This is a genomic window from Rhodococcus sp. AH-ZY2 (assembly GCF_030916465.1).
Classification (GTDB): domain Bacteria; phylum Actinomycetota; class Actinomycetes; order Mycobacteriales; family Mycobacteriaceae; genus Rhodococcus; species Rhodococcus ruber.
Genome location: NZ_CP126458.1, coordinates 1,710,869 through 1,729,114 on the forward strand (window position 1 = coordinate 1,710,869; position 18,246 = coordinate 1,729,114).

An 18,246-nucleotide genomic window follows, 5' to 3' on the forward strand; every position below is an offset into this window, starting at 1 on the left:
CTTCGCGCGTCCGCGCGCTGATCGCCGCCCGGTGCTCCGGGCGCCATCGGAAATTGGCCGTCGGCCGGTCCCGCAAGGGTCCGACGGGCATGCGGACGCCAGGGCGGGGATCACCCGATCTCCCGCGGCAACCGAACCGAAAGAGAGAACAGCCATGGCTGTCGTAACAATGAAGCAGCTGCTCGACAGCGGCGCCCACTTCGGTCACCAGACCCGTCGCTGGAACCCGAAGATGAAGCGGTTCATCTTCACCGACCGCAACGGCATCTACATCATCGACCTGCAGCAGACCCTGACGTACATCGACAAGGCGTACGAGTTCATCAAGGAGACGGTCGCCCACGGTGGCACCGTGCTGTTCGTCGGCACCAAGAAGCAGGCGCAGGAGTCCATCGCGGAAGAGGCCACCCGGGTCGGGATGCCCTACGTGAACCAGCGCTGGCTCGGCGGCATGCTCACCAACTTCTCCACCGTCCACAAGCGCCTGCAGCGCCTGAAGGAGCTGGAGTCGATGGAGCAGACCGGTGGGTTCGAGGGTCGCACCAAGAAGGAAATCCTCATGCTCACGCGTGAGAAGACCAAGCTCGAGCGCACCCTCGGTGGCATCCGCGACATGGCCAAGGTGCCGTCGGCGATCTGGGTCGTCGACACCAACAAGGAGCACATCGCCGTCGGCGAGGCCCGCAAGCTGAACATCCCGGTCGTCGCGATCCTCGACACCAACTGCGATCCCGACGTCGTCGACTACCCGATCCCGGGCAACGACGATGCGATCCGTTCGGCTGCGCTGCTGACCAAGGTCGTCGCCTCCGCCGTCGCCGAGGGCGTGCAGGCCCGCGCCGGCCAGAGCGCCGACAAGGACGCCAAGCCGGAGGCCGGCGCCGGCGAGCCGCTCGCCGAGTGGGAGCAGGAGCTGCTCGCGCAGGCCACCCCGGCCGCCGAAGCCGAGGCCCCCGCCGCCGACGCGGCGCCCTCCGCCGAAGCCTGATCCGATGCGCGGCCCCGACCGGTAGATCCTGAGATCATGGTCGGGGCCGTCGCACGCGACCGCGCCGCATCAGTGCACCCGCACGCGACCGAGCCGCATCAGAGGAAACTTCCGCGCGAGCACCCATCGCGCACAACAGACACAGGAGGCTCGCTTCCCATGGCGAACTACACCGCCGCCGACGTCAAGCGTCTGCGTGAGCTCACCGGCTCCGGAATGCTGGCGTGCAAGAACGCCCTCGCCGACAACGACGGCGACTTCGACAAGGCCGTCGAGCAGCTGCGCATCAAGGGCGCCAAGGACGTGGGCAAGCGCGCCGAGCGCTCCACCGCCGAGGGCCTGGTCGCCGCGAAGAACGGCGTGCTCATCGAGCTCAACTCCGAGACCGACTTCGTCGCCAAGAACGACGAGTTCCAGGCTCTCGCCGAGAAGATCGTCACCGCTGCGGCCGAGGCCAAGCCGGCCGACCTCGAGGCCCTCAAGGCCGTCGAGGTCGACGGCAAGACCGTCGACACCCTCGTGCAGGAGCTCTCCGCCAAGATCGGCGAGAAGCTCGAGCTGCGCCGTCTCGCCGTCTTCGACGGCCCCGTCGCGGTGTACCTGCACAAGCGTGCGTCCGACCTGCCGCCGGCTGTCGGCGTGCTCGTCGAGTACTCCGGTGAGGGTGACGCCGCCGCAGAGGCCGCCCGTGCCGCCGCGATGCAGGTCGCCGCGCTGAAGGCGAAGTACCTCTCCCGCGACGAGGTTCCGGCCGACACGGTCGAGAACGAGCGCCGCATCGCGGAGGAGACCGCCAAGAACGAGGGCAAGCCGGAGGCCGCCCTGCCGAAGATCGTCGAGGGCCGGCTCAACGGCTTCTTCAAGGACGTCGTGCTGCTCGAGCAGGCCTCGGTGACGGACTCGAAGAAGACCGTCAAGGCGCTGCTCGACGATGCCGGTGCCACCGTGTCGCGCTTCGTGCGTTTCGAGGTCGGCGGCAGCTAGACCTCTCGTTTCCTCGACCCCGTCGGCGCTCGCCGGCGGGGTCGAGGCGCGTCGGCGACCCGATTTCGGGCCGATCGGACACTCGCGCCCCCGTCTCGGTTCCACGGGGTCGGATGAGGCAGGATGAAAGGGCCGACCCACCGCTCGACCCGAGGAGAACCATGTCCGAACACGCCCAGGAACGTCCCGGTTTCCGTCGGGTGCTGCTCAAGCTCGGTGGGGAGATGTTCGGCGGGGGCAAGGTCGGTCTCGACCCGGACGTGGTGACGACCGTCGCCGAGGAGATCGCCGAGGTCGTCCGCTCCGGGGTGGAGGTAGCCGTGGTCATCGGCGGCGGCAACTTCTTCCGGGGCGCCGAACTGCAGCAGCGCGGTCTCGACCGCGCTCGCTCCGACTACATGGGCATGCTCGGCACGGTAATGAATTCCCTTGCGTTGCAGGATTTCCTGGAGAAGCAGGGCGTGGACACCCGTGTCCAGACCGCTATCACGATGGGGCAGGTCGCCGAGCCGTACCTGCCGCTGCGTGCCCGCCGGCATCTCGAGAAGGGCCGCGTGGTGATCTTCGGTGCCGGCATGGGCATGCCGTACTTCTCCACCGACACCACCGCCGCGCAGCGCGCCCTCGAGATCGGCGCGGAGGTGGTCCTTATGGCCAAGGCTGTCGACGGGGTCTACTCGGCCGACCCCCGGATCGACGCCGACGCGACCCTGTTCACCGAGATCACCCACCGCGAGGTCATCGAGAAGGGCCTCAAGGTCGCGGATGCGACCGCCTTCAGTCTCTGCATGGACAACGACATGCCGATCATGGTCTTCAACCTGCTCACCGAGGGGAATATCGCTCGGGCTGTCGCCGGTGAGAAGATCGGAACACTCGTACGGTCATGAACGGACAACGGAACATGGAGGAACAGCCGTGATCGATGAAGCTCTCTTCGAAGCCGAGGAGAAGATGGAAAAGGCCGTCACGGTGGCCAAGGACGATCTCGGATCCATCCGCACCGGCCGCGCGAACCCCGGCATGTTCTCCAGGATCGTCGTCGACTACTACGGCGCGCCCACCCCGGTCACGCAGATGGCCAGCATCAACGTCCCCGAGGCGCGCATGGTGGTCGTCAAACCCTACGAGGCCTCGCAGCTCGGCCCGATCGAGACCGCGATTCGCAACTCCGACCTGGGGGTCAATCCGACCAACGACGGGTCCCTGATCCGCATCTCCATCCCGCAGCTGACCGAGGAACGCCGCCGCGAGCTGGTCAAGCAGGCCAAGGCCAAGGGTGAGGACGCCAAGGTGTCCGTGCGCAACGTGCGACGCAAGGCGATGGAGGAGCTGCACCGCATCCAGAAGGACGGCGAGGCCGGCGAGGACGACGTCACCCGCGCGGAGAAGGAGCTCGACAAGACCACGGCGAAGTACGTGGCGCAGATCGACGAGCTGGTCAAGCACAAGGAAGCCGAGCTGCTGGAGGTTTAACCGTGGGTACCGCCGCCGGGTCGTCCGATCCGCAGCTCCCCCTGGGCGTCACCGACGCCGACTCGGCGGCCGACGCCGCGAAGGCGGGCACCGAGGTCCCGCCGGGCCGGCCCGATCCGACCCCTGCCGCGGAGCCGGAGAAGAAGGCGTCCCGCGCCGGCCGGAACCTGCCCGCCGCCGTGGGCGTGGGCGCCGGGCTCGGTGGCCTCGTCATCGGCGTGCTCGCGTTCGCCCCCAAGGCCTGGCTCCTCGTCGTCGCGGTGGCCATCGCGATCGCCACCTGGGAGGTCACCAAGCGCCTGCGTGAGGCGGACGTCCTGGTTCCCCGGGTCCCGCTCCTGGTCGGGGGGCAGGCGATGATCTGGCTCGGCTGGCCCTACGGCACCACCGGCGTGCTCGGCGCCTTCGCCGGCACCACCGTCGTGTCGATGCTGTGGCGGCTGTTCGACCGCGGACTGCGCGGCCGGCCCCGCAACTACCTGCGCGACACCGCGGTCACCGTCTTCACCGCGGCATGGGTACCTTTCCTCGCGTCGTTCGCGACGCTGATGGTCCTCGAGGACGACGGTGCCGCCCGGGTGTTCTGCCTGATGATCGTGTGCGTCGCATCCGACGTCGGCGGATACGCGTCCGGGGTGCTGTTCGGCAAGCACCCGATGGCGCCCGCGATCAGCCCGAAGAAGTCCTGGGAGGGTTTCGGCGGCTCGGTTCTCGCCTGCACCGTCGCCGGTGTGCTCACGGTGACCCTGCTGCTCGACGCCGCCTGGTGGATCGGTGTGCTCCTCGGCGTCGTGCTCGCCGCCACGGCCACGGCGAGCGACCTGATCGAGTCGCAGGTCAAACGGGATCTCGGCATCAAGGACATGGGCACCCTGCTGCCCGGCCACGGCGGGATCATGGATCGGCTGGACTCCATCCTGCCGTCCGCGTTCGTCACCTGGCTCGTCCTCGGGGCCTTCGTCTAGGCCGGTGACGAGAAGGCAGCGGTCCGACACGCACGGGGTGGTGCCCAGCCCCAACATCTGGCACTGGCCGGAGGTCTACGAGGAAGAGAACCGCGCCCAGGACGTCCACGGCGTCGTGTACACGGCGCTGCGCGAGGCATACGACTGGGCCGGTCGGGACGTGGTCGACGTGGGCTGCGGCACCGGCTTCCACCTGCCGATGTTCGCGGCCGCGGCGCGCACCGTGACCGGTGTCGAACCGCACCCGCCGCTGGTGGAACTGGCACGGCGACGGACGCGGGGCGGGCCGGGCGTGCGAGTGCAGACCGGTTCGGCCGAGCACCTGCCGCTCGCGGACAGCAGCGTGGACCTCGTGCACGCCCGTACCGCGTACTTCTTCGGTCCCGGGTGCGGGGCAGGTATCGCCGAGGCGATGCGCGTGCTGCGGCCCGGCGGCGCCCTCGCGATCGTCGATCTCGACGCGACCGCCCATCCGTACGGCGAATGGATGCGCGCGGACCTGCCGCACTACGACCCGCGCACAGTCGAGGCGTTCTTCGACGCCCAAGGTTTCGACCTGCGCCGGCTCGACACGGAGTGGCGTTTCCCGGACCGCGCCACGCTCGAGCGCGTACTCGGCATCGAGTTCGGCCCGCGGGTGGCCGAGCGCGCGGTGCGTGGCACGGCAGGCACCGCCCTCACGGTGCGCTACCGGCTGCACGTGCGCCGCAAGCCCCGGGGACTGGAGATCGCCTGACCGTGCCGTGAACCTGCCGGGGGTCGCGAACCTGCCGGGGCCGCGAACCTACCGGTGGTGGGTGCCCCGGATGCGGAACACCCGGGCCAGTTCGCTGATCCTCTTGGCCTTGGCCAGGCGGGGCAGGTCACTGCCGTCGCGCACACCGCGGCCGTCCTCCCCGAGTGTGTCGATCACGTCGCGGGCCCAGCCGACCTCGTCGGAACTGGGGCTCAGGGCGGCGTTGGCGAACGGTGCCCGGGCCGGGGTCATGCACAGCTTCCCGGTCATTCCCATGGAGGCGGTCAGCTTCGCCTCCCGCTCGAGAACCTCGGGGTCGTCGGTCAGCGACGGTCCGTCGACGGGACCGGGCAGGCGGGCCGCCCGGCTCGACACGACCAGGCGGGAACGCGGGTACGCCATCGCGAGCGGGGAGTCGTCCATTCCGGTGTCGCGGCGGAAGTCGCCGCTGCCGAAAGCCAGCCGGAACGTCCCGTCGGCGCGGGCGATCTCGGGCGTGGCCTCGAGGCCCACCGCCGACTCGATGAGCACGAGGATGCGGGTTCCGGGCGGCAACTGAGCGGCGGTGGCGTCGACCTGCTGGCCGCTTTCGGTCTTGGCGAGCATCACGCCCTGCAGGCCGGGAACCGCGGCGAGCGCGGCGAGATCGTCGGCCCAGTGCACGGTGGTGGCGTCGTTGATCCGCACCCAGGCACGGCCACCGCCGCGCAGCCATTCGACGACGTGACCCCGTGCGGCGGCTTTGCCGGCCGCCGGCACGGCGTCCTCGAGGTCGAGGATCACGGCATCGGCTGCGGACGCGGCAGCCGCCGCGAAGCGCTCCGGGGCGGTGCCCGGAACGAGCAGCCAGGATCGGGCGAGCTCGGGTGCGACGGTGGCGGAGGCGGGGGCATCCAGGTGGGCGGTCACGTCAGGCTCCTCGGGTGAAGGTCTTGTCTCCAGGGTGCCCTCTTGTCGCCGCGTTGGGGAGATTGGGTGCGTTGTGTTCGTCACCCGCCGCTGGGCGGCGCTGTGTCACCGCCGCTTCGCGGCACGCTTGATCTGCAGGATCCGCACACCGCCCGCCAGCGCCATGACGAGAGCTCCCGCGATGGCCGACAGCAGCAGGCTCACCCCCAGCGGCAGGGTGAACTCCCAGGCGAACAGTTCCATGGTGACCGAGTCGAGGTTCTGCAGGATGAACACGAGCAGCAGGATCAGGACCAGAACACCGATGACCAGGCCGGTCCACGTCGATGCCGCGCGGCTGCGGTCGAGGGGAATCTCCGGCGCGGGACGGAGGTCGGAATCGGGCGTGGCCTTCGTCGAGCCCTGCCGGTCGGGCCGATCCCCGCCGGGCAGGTCCGGTACCGGATCGGGCAGATTCGCGGGGCGGTCGGTCATGGATCGATCATCTCGCTCCGGCTGCCGCTGCACACCGTATTCGGCGAGGAAGACCGGCTCCGCCGCCGTAATGGATAATGGGTCATTATGCCCTCCTCTCTTCCCCTGGTTTTCGACGCGCCCAAACGCGGTATGCCGCCGCGTCACCTCGCCGACCTCGACGCCGAGCAGCGCCGGGCGGCCGTGCGTGAACTGGGCCTGCCGGCCTTCCGGGCCGATCAGCTGGCCCGGCACTACTACGGGCGGCTCGAGGCCGATCCGGAGAAGATGACGGATCTGCCGGCGAAGGTGCGCGAGCAGGTGGGGGCGGCGTTCTTCCCCGCGTTGCTGACACCGGTCAAGCACGTGGCGTGCGACGGCGGCGAGACCCGCAAGACGCTGTGGCGCGCCGGGGACGGCACCCTCCTCGAGAGTGTGCTCATGCGCTACCCCGACCGCGCCACCCTGTGCATCTCGAGCCAGGCCGGCTGCGGGATGGCCTGCCCGTTCTGCGCGACCGGCCAGGGCGGCCTGGATCGGAACCTGTCCACCGCCGAGATCGTCGATCAGGTGCGCGCCGCGGCCGCGGCCCTGCGCGACGGTGACGTGGCCGGGGGACCGGGTCGTCTGTCCAACGTGGTGTTCATGGGGATGGGGGAGCCGCTGGCGAACTACAAGCGGGTGGTGGCCGCGGTGCGGCGCATCACCGCCCCGCCGCCGGAGGGACTGGGCCTGTCGCAGCGGTCGGTCACCGTCTCCACCGTCGGTCTGGCGCCGGCGATCCGCCGGCTGGCCGACGAGGGACTGCACGTGACCCTCGCCGTGTCGCTGCACACGCCGGACGACGAACTGCGCGACACGCTGGTGCCGGTCAACAACCGCTGGCCCGTCGCCGAGGTGCTCGACGCCGCGCGCTACTACGCCGACCGGACCGGTCGCCGTGTCTCCGTCGAGTACGCCCTGATCCGCGACGTCAACGACCAGCCGTGGCGGGCGGACATGCTGGGCAAGAAGCTGCACAAGGCGCTCGGCCCGCTGGTGCACGTGAACCTGATCCCGCTCAACCCGACGCCGGGCAGCGAATGGGACGCCAGCCCGAAGCCGGTCGAGCGCGAGTTCGTTCGTCGCGTCCAGGCTCAGGGGGTCTCGTGCACCGTGCGGGACACCCGGGGCCAGGAGATCGCGGCAGCCTGCGGCCAGCTCGCCGCCGAGAACTGAACACGGACTCGCGGCAAGCGAAGGGTCCGCCCGGGACGAACCGGGCGGACCCTTCGGTGTTGCTGTGGGGACGTGCGGCTACCTGCGGCGCCGGCGCTGGACGATGTCGCGCACCAGGATGGCGACGAGCAGCGCGGCGAAACCGATCAGGAACCAGTTCTCGACGTTGCCGTTGTGGTTGCCGATGATCATCGCCAGCAGGAACAGGGCGATGAGCCAGCCCATGAAACGGAACAGGCGGGGCGCCTCGCCACTCCAGCCCCACTCCGCCGACGGCACCTCGGCCGTGTCGACGCCAGTGGTCTTCAACTCGGTACCGGCCACCGCTTGTCCTCCTGGTCGCAAAGATCTTCGCTGTTGGGCCAATCGTGACATACGACCGCCCGTCGTACGAAGTGGGGGCGCGCTCCCGCGCGCCGGGCGGGTGATTCAGCCTCCCCTCAGGGCGGTCGGGAACAATGTCGGCGTGGCCGACTCGCAACCCAGCTCCCGCACCCGTGTCCTGCTGCTCGGCAGCACCGGCTCCATCGGCACCCAGGCACTCGAGGTGATCGCCGCCAACCCCGACCGGTTCGAGGTGGTCGGTCTCGCCGCCGGTGGTGGCAACATCGATCTGCTCGCCGAACAGATCCGCGTCACCGGTGTGACCGAGGTGGCCGTCGCGAACGCACAGGCCGCCGCGCGCCTCGACCTCCCGGGCCTGCAGGTCCGCAGCGGGCCGGAGGCGGTGACGAGGTTGGTGCGCGACGTGGAGGCCGACGTGGTGCTCAACGCCCTCGTCGGATCCCTCGGCCTGGAGCCGACGCTGGCCGCACTGGCGACGGGCGCACGCCTGGCGCTGGCCAACAAGGAGTCGCTCGTCGCGGGCGGCGCACTGGTCACCGCCGCCGCGGCCCCGGGGCAGATCGTGCCGGTGGACTCGGAGCACTCGGCGCTGGCCCAGTGCCTGCGCGGCGGCAGCCCCGACGAGGTGGCCCGGCTCGTGCTGACCGCCTCGGGTGGTCCGTTCCGCGGCTGGACGGCCGAACGGCTCGAGTCGGTCACCCCCGAGCAGGCCGGCGCCCACCCGACCTGGTCGATGGGCCCGATGAACACCCTGAACTCGGCGACGCTGGTGAACAAGGGCCTGGAACTGATCGAGACGCACCTGTTGTTCGGCATCGGCTACGACCGGATCGACGTCACCGTGCACCCGCAGTCGATCGTGCACTCGATGGTCACCTTCACCGACGGGTCCACGCTGGCCCAGGCGTCGCCGCCGTCGATGAAGCTGCCGATCGCGCTCGCGCTGGGCTGGCCGCACCGGATCGCGGACGCGGCGCCGGCCCTCGACTTCACGACCGCCTCGACGTGGGAGTTCGAACCCGTGGATCACGACGTCTTCCCCGCGATCGAACTCGCCCGGGCCGCCGGGGTGGGCGGCGGATGCCTGACCGCGGTGTACAACGCCGCGAACGAGGTGGCCGCGGAGGCTTTCCTGGCGGGGGCGCTGCCGTTCCCCGGGATCGTGCGCACGGTGGCGGCGGTGCTGGCCGACGCCGACGCCTGGTCCGCGGCACCCGCTACCGTGGAAGATGTGCTCGCCGCCGACGGCTGGGCTCGGGACCGAGCCCGCGCGCTCGTGAAGTAGGAGGACCGGCCACCGATGATGTTCGTTCTGGGCGTCGTGCTGTTCGCCCTCGGCATCGCCGTATCCATCGCCCTGCACGAGGCCGGGCACATGTGGACCGCGCAGCGCCTCGGCATGAAGGTGCGGCGCTACTACATCGGGTTCGGGCCGCGGCTGTACTCGTTCCGGCGCGGTGAGACCGAGTACGGCCTCAAGGCGATCCCGGCGGGCGGCTTCTGCGACATCGCGGGCATGACGGCGCTCGACGAGCTGGCTCCCGACGAGCACGAGCGCGCCATGTTCAAGCAGAAGGCATGGAAGCGCGTGGTGGTGATGTCCGGCGGCATCGCGATGAACTTCCTCCTCGGCATGGTGCTGATCTTCGGGCTCGCCGTGGCGTGGGGTCTGCCGCGGCTGGGGGAGACCCCGGCGGAGATCGGGGAGCTCTCGTGCGTCGCACCGACCCAGGCCGGTGAATCCGGGGGCTACGAGCTCGCGCCGTGCAGCGGGCCGGGTCCGGCCGCTGCCGCCGGCCTCGAAGTCGGGGACGTCGTCGTCTCCGTCGGCGGCACCGAGGTCGCGACATTCGCGGACCTGGTCGAGGTCACCCGCGCCGCGACCGGCACGGTGGATTTCGTCGTCGAGCGCGACGGTCGCACGTTGACGATCCCGGTGCCGGTCCAGTCCGCCCAGCGCTGGGTGCAGGATCCCGAGACGGGCGCGATCACCTCGGAGACCGTCAGCGCCATCGGGGTGGCCGCGCCGCCGTCCGTCACCGAATACAACGCGTTCACCGCAGTGGGCGGCACGCTGCAATTCACCGGCGACATGTTCGTGCTCACCGCGCAGGCCCTCGCCGACCTGCCCAGCAAGGTGGGGGCGCTGTGGGAGTCGGTGACGGGCGGCGAACGCGACCCCGACACCCCGATCAGCGTGGTCGGTGCCTCCGTCATCGGTGGGCAGGTCGCCGAGCGGGGCATCTGGCAGATGTTCGTCCTGCTGCTCGCCCAGCTGAACTTCTTCCTGGGCATGTTCAACCTGCTCCCGCTGCTGCCGCTCGACGGCGGCCACATCGCCGTCGTCGTGTACGAGAAGGTCCGCAACTGGATCCGCGGGCTGCGCGGGCTGCCGGTCGGCGGCCCGGTCGACTACACGAAGCTGCTGCCCGTCACCTACGTGTTCGTCCTCATCGGCGGCGCGTTCATGCTGTTGACACTCACCGCGGACATCGTCAACCCCATCCAGCTGTTCTGACCCACACCGCTAGAATTGCCGCGTAGCTACGAAAGAAGGCGAAACGTGACCAGCCCCGTCGGTTTGGGCATGCCCGAAGTTCCCGCCGTCCTCGCGCCCCGGCGCAAGACCCGTCAGCTCATGGTCGGCGACGTCGGCGTGGGCAGCGACCACCCGGTGTCGGTGCAGTCGATGTGCACCACCAAGACGCACGACGTCAACGCGACGTTGCAGCAGATCGCGGAGCTCACCGCGTCCGGTTGCGACATCGTCCGGGTCGCGTGCCCGCGGCAGGAGGACGCCGACGCGCTCGCCGCGATCGCGAAGAAGAGCCAGATCCCGGTCATCGCGGACATCCACTTCCAGCCGCGCTACATCTTCGCCGCCATCGACGCCGGCTGCGCCGCCGTGCGCGTCAACCCCGGCAACATCAAGGAGTTCGACGGCCGCGTGAAGGAGGTCGCCAAAGCCGCCGGCGCCGCGGGCATCCCGATCCGTATCGGAGTCAACGCCGGCTCGCTGGATCCGCGCATCCTGAGCAAGTACGGCAAGGCCACGCCCGAGGCGCTCGTCGAGTCCGCGCTGTGGGAGGCGAGCCTGTTCGAGGAGCACGGCTTCGGCGACCTCAAGATCTCGGTCAAGCACAACGACCCCGTCGTGATGGTCGAGGCCTACCGTCAGCTCGCCGCGCAGTGCGACTACCCGCTGCATCTGGGTGTGACCGAGGCAGGGCCCGCCTTCCAGGGCACGATCAAGTCGGCCGTCGCGTTCGGTGCGCTGCTCAGCGAGGGCATCGGCGACACCATCCGGGTGTCGCTGTCGGCGCCGCCCGCCGAGGAGATCAAGGTCGGCACCCAGATCCTGCAGTCGCTGAACCTGCGGCCGCGCAAGCTCGAGATCGTCTCCTGCCCGTCGTGCGGCCGCGCGCAGGTCGACGTCTACACCCTCGCCGACGAGGTCACCGCAGGCCTTCAGGGCATGGAGGTGCCGCTGCGCGTCGCGGTCATGGGCTGCGTCGTCAACGGCCCCGGTGAGGCACGCGAGGCCGACCTCGGCGTCGCGTCCGGCAACGGCAAGGGCCAGATCTTCGTCAAGGGCAAGGTCGTCAAGACCGTCCCCGAGGCCCAGATCGTCGAGACCCTCATCGAGGAGGCCATGCGCATCGCCGAGGAGATGGAAGGCGACGCCGGCACCGGAAACCCGGTGGTCTCGGTCGGCTGAACCGGTTCGGCGGGCACAGGACTCCCGCGCGGCCCCGGCTTCTGGCAGTCTGAGTGCGTATCCGCAGTCGACAGGTGGTGGGACGTGCTCAAGCTTCTGGGAGTCCGGTCTCTCGGCGGCCGTGACACCGCACACGTGCTGCGGGTGCTGGCCCGCGATCCGGTGGCGGCGTGCATGGTGGCCGGCCGGATCGAGGAGTACGGCCTCGACTCCCGCGCCGTCGGCGGTGACATGTGGAGCCGGGGCGGACCCGACGAGTCGCTGTGCTTCTCGGGGGCGAACCTCGTCCCGCTGCTCGGCGATCGCGACGACCTGCATGCCTTCGCGGACCGCGCCGCCCGCGGCCCCCGCCTGTGCTCGTCGCTCGTCGGCCGTGCCGAACTCGCCTTGCCGATGTGGGAGGTCCTGCAGCCGGAATGGGGTCCCGCCCGCGAGGTGCGGGCCGAGCAACCGCTGCTGGTGCTCGACCGGGAACCCCTCGTCGTCCCCGACCCGCTGGTGCGGCGCGTGCGACCGGACGAGATCGACGCCTACATGCCGGCCGCGATCGCGATGTTCCGCGAGGAGGTCGGTGTGGATCCGTGCGCGGGTGACGGCGGAGCGGGATACCGCCGCCGGGTGCAGAGCCTGATCGCCACCGGACGCGCATGGGCCCGCTTCGAGCACGGCCGGGTGGTGTTCAAGGCCGAGATCGGCTCCCAGTCCTCGTCTGTGGGGCAGATCCAGGGCGTGTGGGTGGACCCCGGCAGGCGCGACGCCGGCCTCGGCTCGACCGGCACCGCGGCCGTCGCCGCCGCCGTCACCGCCGGTGGCCGGCTGCCGAGCCTGTACGTCAACAGCTTCAATCACCGCGCTCGCGCGGCGTACGCCCGGATCGGCTTCCGGCAGGTCGCGACCTTCTGCACGGTTCTGCTGGACTGAGGGGCCGCTCCGTCCGGGCCGTGTCGCCTCCCCGATCCCGGGTGCCACCGGTCCTACGATGACGGCGATGAGAACTCGACCCGTCTGCGCCCCGGTCCCGTCCGTCCGGTTCGTCCAGGCACCGCGTCGGCTCCTGCCGATCCTGGCAGCCGCCGTCGCATTGGCCGGCGGCGTCGTGGCATGCACCCCCAAACCCGCCGGACCGGAGCCTGCCGCACAGGAGTTCCTCACCGACTTCGCCGAGCGGGACTTCGCTGCGGCCGCTGCCCTGACCGATCGTCCCGACTCGGCCGAGGAGGCGCTCGCGGCGACGTGGACGGGGCTGCAGGCGGAGGGTCTCGAGGTGGACACCGACGGGGTGCGGATCGACGGGGACACCGCGACCGTCACCTACGTCTACGAGTGGGACCTGCCCGGCGAGCGCGTGTGGCGGTACTCCGGGCAGATGAACATGGGCCGCAGCGGCGAGGACTGGGTGGTGCGCTGGACGCGGTCGAACCTGCATCCCCAGCTCGGGGACCGGCAGCGGATGCAGCTGCGGACCAATCCCGCCCCGCGTGCCCGCGTCAACGAGCATTCCGGCTCGGACGTGCTCGTTCCGGGCATCGTCTACGGAATCGGTTTCGATGCGGCGCAGGCGGGCGATGTCCGGGCCGCGGCGCGGGCGCTGTCGGCGGCGCTGACCGAGTTCGACCCGTCGCTGACCGCGCAGTCGATCGCCGAGACCGCGACCGCCGCCGACGGCGCCTACTCGGTCGTGCGGCTGCGTGAGGAGGACTACGAACGCGTCGCCGACACCCTCGCGGCGGTGCCCGGGGTCACGATCACCGAGCAGGCCGATCTCGTCGCCACCGACCGTACCTTCGCCCCCGACCTCGTCGGCCAGGTCAAGAAGACCGTGATCGACGAGGTGGACGGCAAGGCCGGGTGGAGCGTCGTCGCGGTCAACCAGAACGGTGTCGACACCGGGGTCCTCACCGAGACGCCGCCCGAACCCGCGCCGTCCTTCTCCGTCAGCCTGGACCGTCCCATCCAGGTGGCGGCGCAGGCCGCCGTCGACGCCCGCACGGAACAGGCGATGATGGTGGTGATCGAGGCGTCCACCGGCGCGGTCCTCGCCGTCGCGCAGAACAAGGCCGCCGACCGCGACGGGCCGGTCGCGCTGGCCGGACAGTACCCGCCCGGCTCCACCTTCAAGATCATCACCTCGGGTGCCGCCATCTCCAGCGGGCTCGCGGGACCGGGCACCATGGTGGCCTGCCCGGGCCGGATCACGATCGGCGAGCGCAGTGTTCCGAACTACAACGAATTCTCGGTCGGCACCGTGCCGATGGCGACGGCGTTCGCGCGCTCGTGCAACACCTCGTTCGCCAAACTCGCCTCCGAGATGGCGCCCGACGCCCTCACCGTCGCGGCCGCGCAGTTCGGCATCGGACCCGAGTACGACGTGGTGGGCATGCCCACGTTCTCCGGATCGGTGCCGCCCGCGGAGGACCTGGTCCAGCGCGCCGAGGACGGCTTCGGTCAGGGCAGGGTCGTCGTCAGCCCGTTCGGGATGGCCCTGGCCGCGGCGACCGTCGCGCACGGCAGCGCACCCGTGCCCTACCTGCTGCAGGGACGCGAGACCGTCGTCACCGGCGACCGGCCGCCGGTCACCCCGGAGATGGTCGACGGCCTGCGCGGCATGATGCGCCTGGTGATCACCAGCGGTACCGCCGACCGGATTCGCGACCAGGGCGAGGTGTACGGCAAGACGGGTGAGGCCGAGGTCGCGGGCGGCTCCCACGCATGGTTCGTCGGATATCGCGGTGACCTGGCCTTCGCGACGCTCGTCGTGCGCGGCGGCAGCTCCGACAACGCCGTCGCCGTCACCCGCGACATGTTCGCGGCGCTGCCGGAGGGCTACTGACCGGCCCGCCCGCGCCGCGGCAGAGCCCACCGGCCGCCGGTCAGGGCAGCAGCCCCAGGCGTCGCGCCGACACGACGGCCTCGTGCCGGGTGTGGGCGTCGAGCTTGCCCATCGCGCTGCGCAGGTAGCTCTTGACCGTCTCCGGGCCCACCGACAGCCGGTCGGCGATCTCGGCGTTGGTGCATCCCAGCGCCACGTGCGCGAGCACGTCGGTCTCGCGCGGCGAGAGCACCACGTCGCTCTGGAGCGGTGCCGCGCCGCCGAGCGCCCCGGCCAGCCGGTCCGACAGGTCCCGCAGCTTACGCTGCAGGCCGGCATCCTCGACGCACTGGGCGAGACCGCGCAGTTCTGCGTGCACGTCCCGGATCTGGGCGGCCGCGACCGGGCTCTCGGCCGGGCGGTCGAGGGAGCCGAGCATCGCCAGCCGCCGGTCCACCTCGTCCCGGACGGCGATCTCGCTGCTGAGCCGTCGCGCCGCCTGCACGAAGGCTCCCACCGCGCGGTCGCCGAGCGGTGAACACTCCCGGATCGCGCCGTAGAGCACGGCACGAGCCGCCCCGCTCACCATCACCGGCACCGCGAGGATCGAGCGCAGCCCCTCGCCGAGGACCGGCCGATCGAAGTGGTGGGTGATCGACGACGACCGGCCGTAGTCCGGCACCGTCGCCGGCCGGGCCCGGTCCACCACGAGGCCGCCCAGACCGGCCCGCGGCGGGACCACGACCCCCTCGAGAGCGTTGGTGCGGGTGCCGAAGAACTCGGTCAGGTGCAGGTTCCCGTCGCGGACCTCCCCGGCGAACACGACGGGGATCAGGGCCTCGGCCGCGGTACGGCGAAGCTCCCCGCGCAGGGCGTCGCTGTCGCGGGGACGAAGGAGAGGCGAGGTGCCGGCCGGCGCCATCGGTCACCCCTTTCCGGGGGTATCGGGACGGACGTGTGACTTGGATCATAAAGGAATCGATCCTCGGGACGTTCACCCCGGGGCGCTTCACGAGAGGACGGATTCGATGACCACCGAGACCACCGCGCGTGCGCATTCCGGGCAGGAGGCACGGGTGCGGGAACTGCTGGACCGCTACGACACCGCCGACGCGTGTGCCGCACAGCTGCTGTGCGACGGGCATCCCGCGGACGCCGTCGCGTTCACAGTGGTCGAGGCGGATCTGACCGCGACCGACCTGACCTTCGGCGAGCTGCGTGAGCAGTCCTCCCGGTTCGCCGCGGCCCTGGCCGATCTCGGCGTCGAGCCGGGCGACCATGTCGCCACCCTGATGGGCAAGTCCGCGGACCTGGTGGTGGCGCTGCTCGGCATCTGGCGTCGCGGTGCCGTGCACGTGCCGTTGTTCACCGCCTTCGCACCCCCGGCGATCGGCTTCCGGCTGCAGGCCAGCGGGGCGAAGGTCGTCGTCGCCGACGCGGACCAGGTCGGCAAGCTCGCGCCCGGCGAGGACATCCCCGCCGACGCGCCGTGGCAGATCGTCGTTGCCGGTCCCGCCGAGGCCGGCACCGCCGGCATCGGCGTCCGCTTCGCCGACCTGGTGGCCTCGCACGATGCGGACGATCCGCGCGGCGCCGCGGTCGCCGTCGGTGGGCACGGCGGGCTCGTGCAGCTGTTCACCTCCGGCACGACCGGCACCCCGAAGGGGGTGCCGGTGCCGGTGCGGGCGCTCGCGTCGTTCCACGCCTACCTGGACTTCGGCCTCGACGTGCGTGAGGACGACGTGTTCTGGAACGCCGCCGATCCCGGCTGGGCGTACGGGCTCTACTACGCGCTGCTCGCGCCGCTGGCCGCCGGTGTGCGCAGCCTGCTGCTGCACGCCGGGTTCTCCGCCGCCCTCACCTGGCAGGTGATGGAAAAGTTCGGGGTCACCAACTTCGCGGCCGCGCCCACCGTCTACCGCAGCCTGCGGGCGGACTCGGCGCCCGTGCCGGAGTCGATCTCGCTGCGGCGCGCCTCGTCCGCCGGCGAGCCGCTCACCCCGGACGTCGTGGCATGGTCCGAGCAGACCCTCGGCGTGATCGTGCGCGACCACTACGGCCAGACCGAGCACGGCATGTTCGTCGTCAACGCGTGGGCCGACGGGCTGCGCGAAGAAGTGCGGCCCGGATCGATGGGCAAGCCGCTGCCCGGGTGGTCCTGCGCCGTGCTGTCCGACGACTCCGACGACATCGCCGCCCCCGGCGTGCCCGGGCGCGTGGCGATCGACACCCACGCCAGCCCCCTGCTGTGGTTCACAGGGTACGTGGACGCCCCGGAGAAGACCGCGCAGCGGTTCACCGAGGACGGCCGCTGGTACCTCACCGGCGACGCCGGACAGGTCGACGAGGACGGCTTCTTCTACTTCTCCGCCCGCGACGACGACGTGATCATCATGGCGGGCTACCGGATCGGCCCGTTCGACGTCGAGAGCGTGCTGGTGATGCACGAGCACGTCGTCGAGGCCGCCGTCGTCGGCATGCCCGACCAGCTGCGCGGCGAGGTGCTCGAAGCGTTCGTGGTGCTGCGCGACGGCGTCGACGGCACCGACGAGCTCGAGGCGGCGCTGCAGCAGCTGGTCAAGCGCAAGTTCGCGGCGCACGCCTACCCGCGGACCGTGCACTTCGTGCCGCAGCTGCCGAAGACGCCCAGCGGCAAGATCCAGCGCTACATCCTGCGCCAGGGCTGAGCCGCCCGCGTGGGGGCGGCGCGGCCGGCGCCGCGTCGCCCCCCGTCGGTCGGGGCCTATCCTGGTGACCATGCCTGTTCGCACCGCACTCGTCCCCGGAACCGTCTCACCCGTCCGCGCCGTCCCCAACGGGATCGAGCGACCGGAGTACGCGTGGAAGCCGACGGCGAACGAAGGGCACGAGCCGTGGGTGCAGACCCCGGAGACCATCGAGAAGATGCGGGTCGCCGGCCGCATCGCCGCGCAGGCCCTGGCCGAGGCGGGCAAGGCCGTCGCGCCGGGCGTGACCACCGACGAACTGGACCGGATCGCGCACGAATACATGTGCGACCACGGCGCGTATCCCTCGACGCTGGGGTACAAGGGCTTCACCAAGTCGTGCTGCACGTCGCTGAACGAGGTGATCTGCCACGGCATCCCGGATTCGACGGTGCTCGAGGACGGCGACATCGTCAACATCGACGTCACCGCCTACATCGGGGGAGTGCACGGTGACACCAATGCCACGTTCCTGGCGGGCGAGGTCTCCGAGGAGCACCGCCTGCTGGTCGAACGGACCCGTGAGGCGACGATGCGGGCGATCAAGGCGGTCAAGCCGGGCCGGGCCCTCAACGTCGTCGGCCGGGTCATCGAGTCGTACGCGAACCGGTTCGGGTACGGGGTGGTGCGTGACTTCACCGGTCACGGCATCGGCGAGACGTTCCACAACGGGCTGGTGATCCTGCACTACGACCAGCCGTCCGTCGACACCGTGCTCGAGCCGGGAATGGTGTTCACGATCGAGCCGATGATCAACCTCGGCACCGTGGACTACGAGATCTGGGACGACGGCTGGACCGTGGTCACCAAGGACCGCAAGTGGACCGCCCAGTTCGAGCACACCATCGTCGTCACCGACAGCGGAGCGGATATCCTCACGCTGCCGTGACGCGGCCGGGTGCCGGGCGCAACGCCTTGT

Annotated in this window: 18 protein-coding genes; 14 read left to right on the top strand and 4 right to left on the bottom strand. The window is 70.7% G+C overall.

All coding sequences use genetic code 11. The features are described from left to right. The first annotated feature begins 154 nt into the window (after positions 1-154). From rpsB to QNA09_RS09035, 6 genes are all read left to right on the top strand, one after another. Positions 155-988, top strand: a complete 834-nt coding sequence (gene rpsB, locus QNA09_RS09010) for a 30S ribosomal protein S2 (RefSeq protein WP_003939003.1) — start codon at positions 155-157, stop codon at positions 986-988. A 159-nt stretch (positions 989-1,147) separates the two neighbouring features. Next, on the top strand, positions 1,148-1,972 hold the full coding sequence (tsf, locus tag QNA09_RS09015; protein WP_010592739.1) for a translation elongation factor Ts: 825 nt from the start codon (positions 1,148-1,150) through the stop codon (positions 1,970-1,972). 161 nt (positions 1,973-2,133) lie between these two features. Continuing rightward, positions 2,134-2,862: a UMP kinase gene (pyrH, locus tag QNA09_RS09020; protein WP_003939001.1), complete on the top strand. Its 729-nt coding sequence runs from the start codon at positions 2,134-2,136 to the stop codon at positions 2,860-2,862. A 28-nt stretch (positions 2,863-2,890) separates the two neighbouring features. After that, a complete protein-coding gene (gene frr / locus QNA09_RS09025; protein WP_006937444.1) occupies positions 2,891-3,448 on the top strand; it encodes a ribosome recycling factor in 558 nt (185 codons plus the stop codon). A 2-nt stretch (positions 3,449-3,450) separates the two neighbouring features. Then, positions 3,451-4,413, top strand: coding sequence for a phosphatidate cytidylyltransferase (locus tag QNA09_RS09030; protein WP_010592738.1), 963 nt, complete (start codon positions 3,451-3,453; stop codon positions 4,411-4,413). A gap of 37 nt (positions 4,414-4,450) precedes the next feature. Then, on the top strand, positions 4,451-5,149 hold the full coding sequence (locus tag QNA09_RS09035) for a class I SAM-dependent methyltransferase (RefSeq protein WP_048772758.1): 699 nt from the start codon (positions 4,451-4,453) through the stop codon (positions 5,147-5,149). A gap of 48 nt (positions 5,150-5,197) precedes the next feature. Here the strand turns inward: QNA09_RS09035 and QNA09_RS09040 are convergent, their stop codons facing one another. Together QNA09_RS09040 and QNA09_RS09045 are read right to left on the bottom strand one after the other, a co-directional pair. Beyond that, complete coding sequence (locus tag QNA09_RS09040; protein ID WP_017680559.1) at positions 5,198-6,058, bottom strand: CoA ester lyase; 861 nt, start codon at positions 6,056-6,058, stop codon at positions 5,198-5,200. Between the two features lie 105 nt (positions 6,059-6,163). Beyond that, positions 6,164-6,532: a lipopolysaccharide assembly LapA domain-containing protein gene (locus QNA09_RS09045; protein ID WP_040271831.1), complete on the bottom strand. Its 369-nt coding sequence runs from the start codon at positions 6,530-6,532 to the stop codon at positions 6,164-6,166. Between the two features lie 87 nt (positions 6,533-6,619). On the opposite strand from QNA09_RS09045, the gene rlmN reads away from it, so the two are divergent. Next, positions 6,620-7,729: a 23S rRNA (adenine(2503)-C(2))-methyltransferase RlmN gene (gene rlmN, locus QNA09_RS09050; protein WP_010592733.1), complete on the top strand. Its 1,110-nt coding sequence runs from the start codon at positions 6,620-6,622 to the stop codon at positions 7,727-7,729. A gap of 78 nt (positions 7,730-7,807) precedes the next feature. Here rlmN and QNA09_RS09055 read toward each other — a convergent pair whose 3' ends face one another. Beyond that, a complete protein-coding gene (locus QNA09_RS09055) occupies positions 7,808-8,053 on the bottom strand; it encodes a DUF2631 domain-containing protein (protein WP_010592732.1) in 246 nt (81 codons plus the stop codon). Between the two features lie 142 nt (positions 8,054-8,195). Here QNA09_RS09055 and dxr point away from each other — a divergent pair, with 142 nt between their 5' ends. The 5 genes from dxr to QNA09_RS09080 all read left to right on the top strand — a co-directional run bounded on the left by dxr (position 8,196) and on the right by QNA09_RS09080 (position 14,622). Next, entirely contained in the window at positions 8,196-9,359 is a 1,164-nt protein-coding gene (gene dxr / locus QNA09_RS09060) for a 1-deoxy-D-xylulose-5-phosphate reductoisomerase (protein ID WP_010592731.1), read from the top strand. A gap of 15 nt (positions 9,360-9,374) precedes the next feature. Beyond that, positions 9,375-10,592 (top strand): RIP metalloprotease, encoded by a 1,218-nt coding sequence (locus tag QNA09_RS09065; RefSeq protein WP_010592730.1) that lies wholly within the window; start codon positions 9,375-9,377, stop codon positions 10,590-10,592. Positions 10,593-10,637: 45 nt separating this feature from the next. Next, entirely contained in the window at positions 10,638-11,792 is a 1,155-nt protein-coding gene (gene ispG, locus QNA09_RS09070) for a flavodoxin-dependent (E)-4-hydroxy-3-methylbut-2-enyl-diphosphate synthase (RefSeq protein WP_010592729.1), read from the top strand. Between the two features lie 84 nt (positions 11,793-11,876). Further along, positions 11,877-12,713, top strand: coding sequence for a GNAT family N-acetyltransferase (locus QNA09_RS09075; protein ID WP_017680563.1), 837 nt, complete (start codon positions 11,877-11,879; stop codon positions 12,711-12,713). A gap of 67 nt (positions 12,714-12,780) precedes the next feature. Then, positions 12,781-14,622: a penicillin-binding transpeptidase domain-containing protein gene (locus tag QNA09_RS09080; protein ID WP_010592727.1), complete on the top strand. Its 1,842-nt coding sequence runs from the start codon at positions 12,781-12,783 to the stop codon at positions 14,620-14,622. A gap of 40 nt (positions 14,623-14,662) precedes the next feature. Here the strand turns inward: QNA09_RS09080 and QNA09_RS09085 are convergent, their stop codons facing one another. Then, positions 14,663-15,523 carry a LuxR C-terminal-related transcriptional regulator gene (locus QNA09_RS09085; RefSeq protein WP_010592726.1) on the bottom strand — a complete coding sequence of 287 codons (861 nt, stop codon included), beginning with the start codon at positions 15,521-15,523 and terminating at the stop codon, positions 14,663-14,665. A gap of 106 nt (positions 15,524-15,629) precedes the next feature. On the opposite strand from QNA09_RS09085, the gene QNA09_RS09090 reads away from it, so the two are divergent. Continuing rightward, a complete protein-coding gene (locus tag QNA09_RS09090) occupies positions 15,630-17,288 on the top strand; it encodes an AMP-binding protein (RefSeq protein WP_308072427.1) in 1,659 nt (552 codons plus the stop codon). 70 nt (positions 17,289-17,358) lie between these two features. Beyond that, on the top strand, positions 17,359-18,216 hold the full coding sequence (gene map / locus QNA09_RS09095) for a type I methionyl aminopeptidase (protein WP_010592724.1): 858 nt from the start codon (positions 17,359-17,361) through the stop codon (positions 18,214-18,216). The last annotated feature ends 30 nt before the right edge of the window (positions 18,217-18,246 follow it).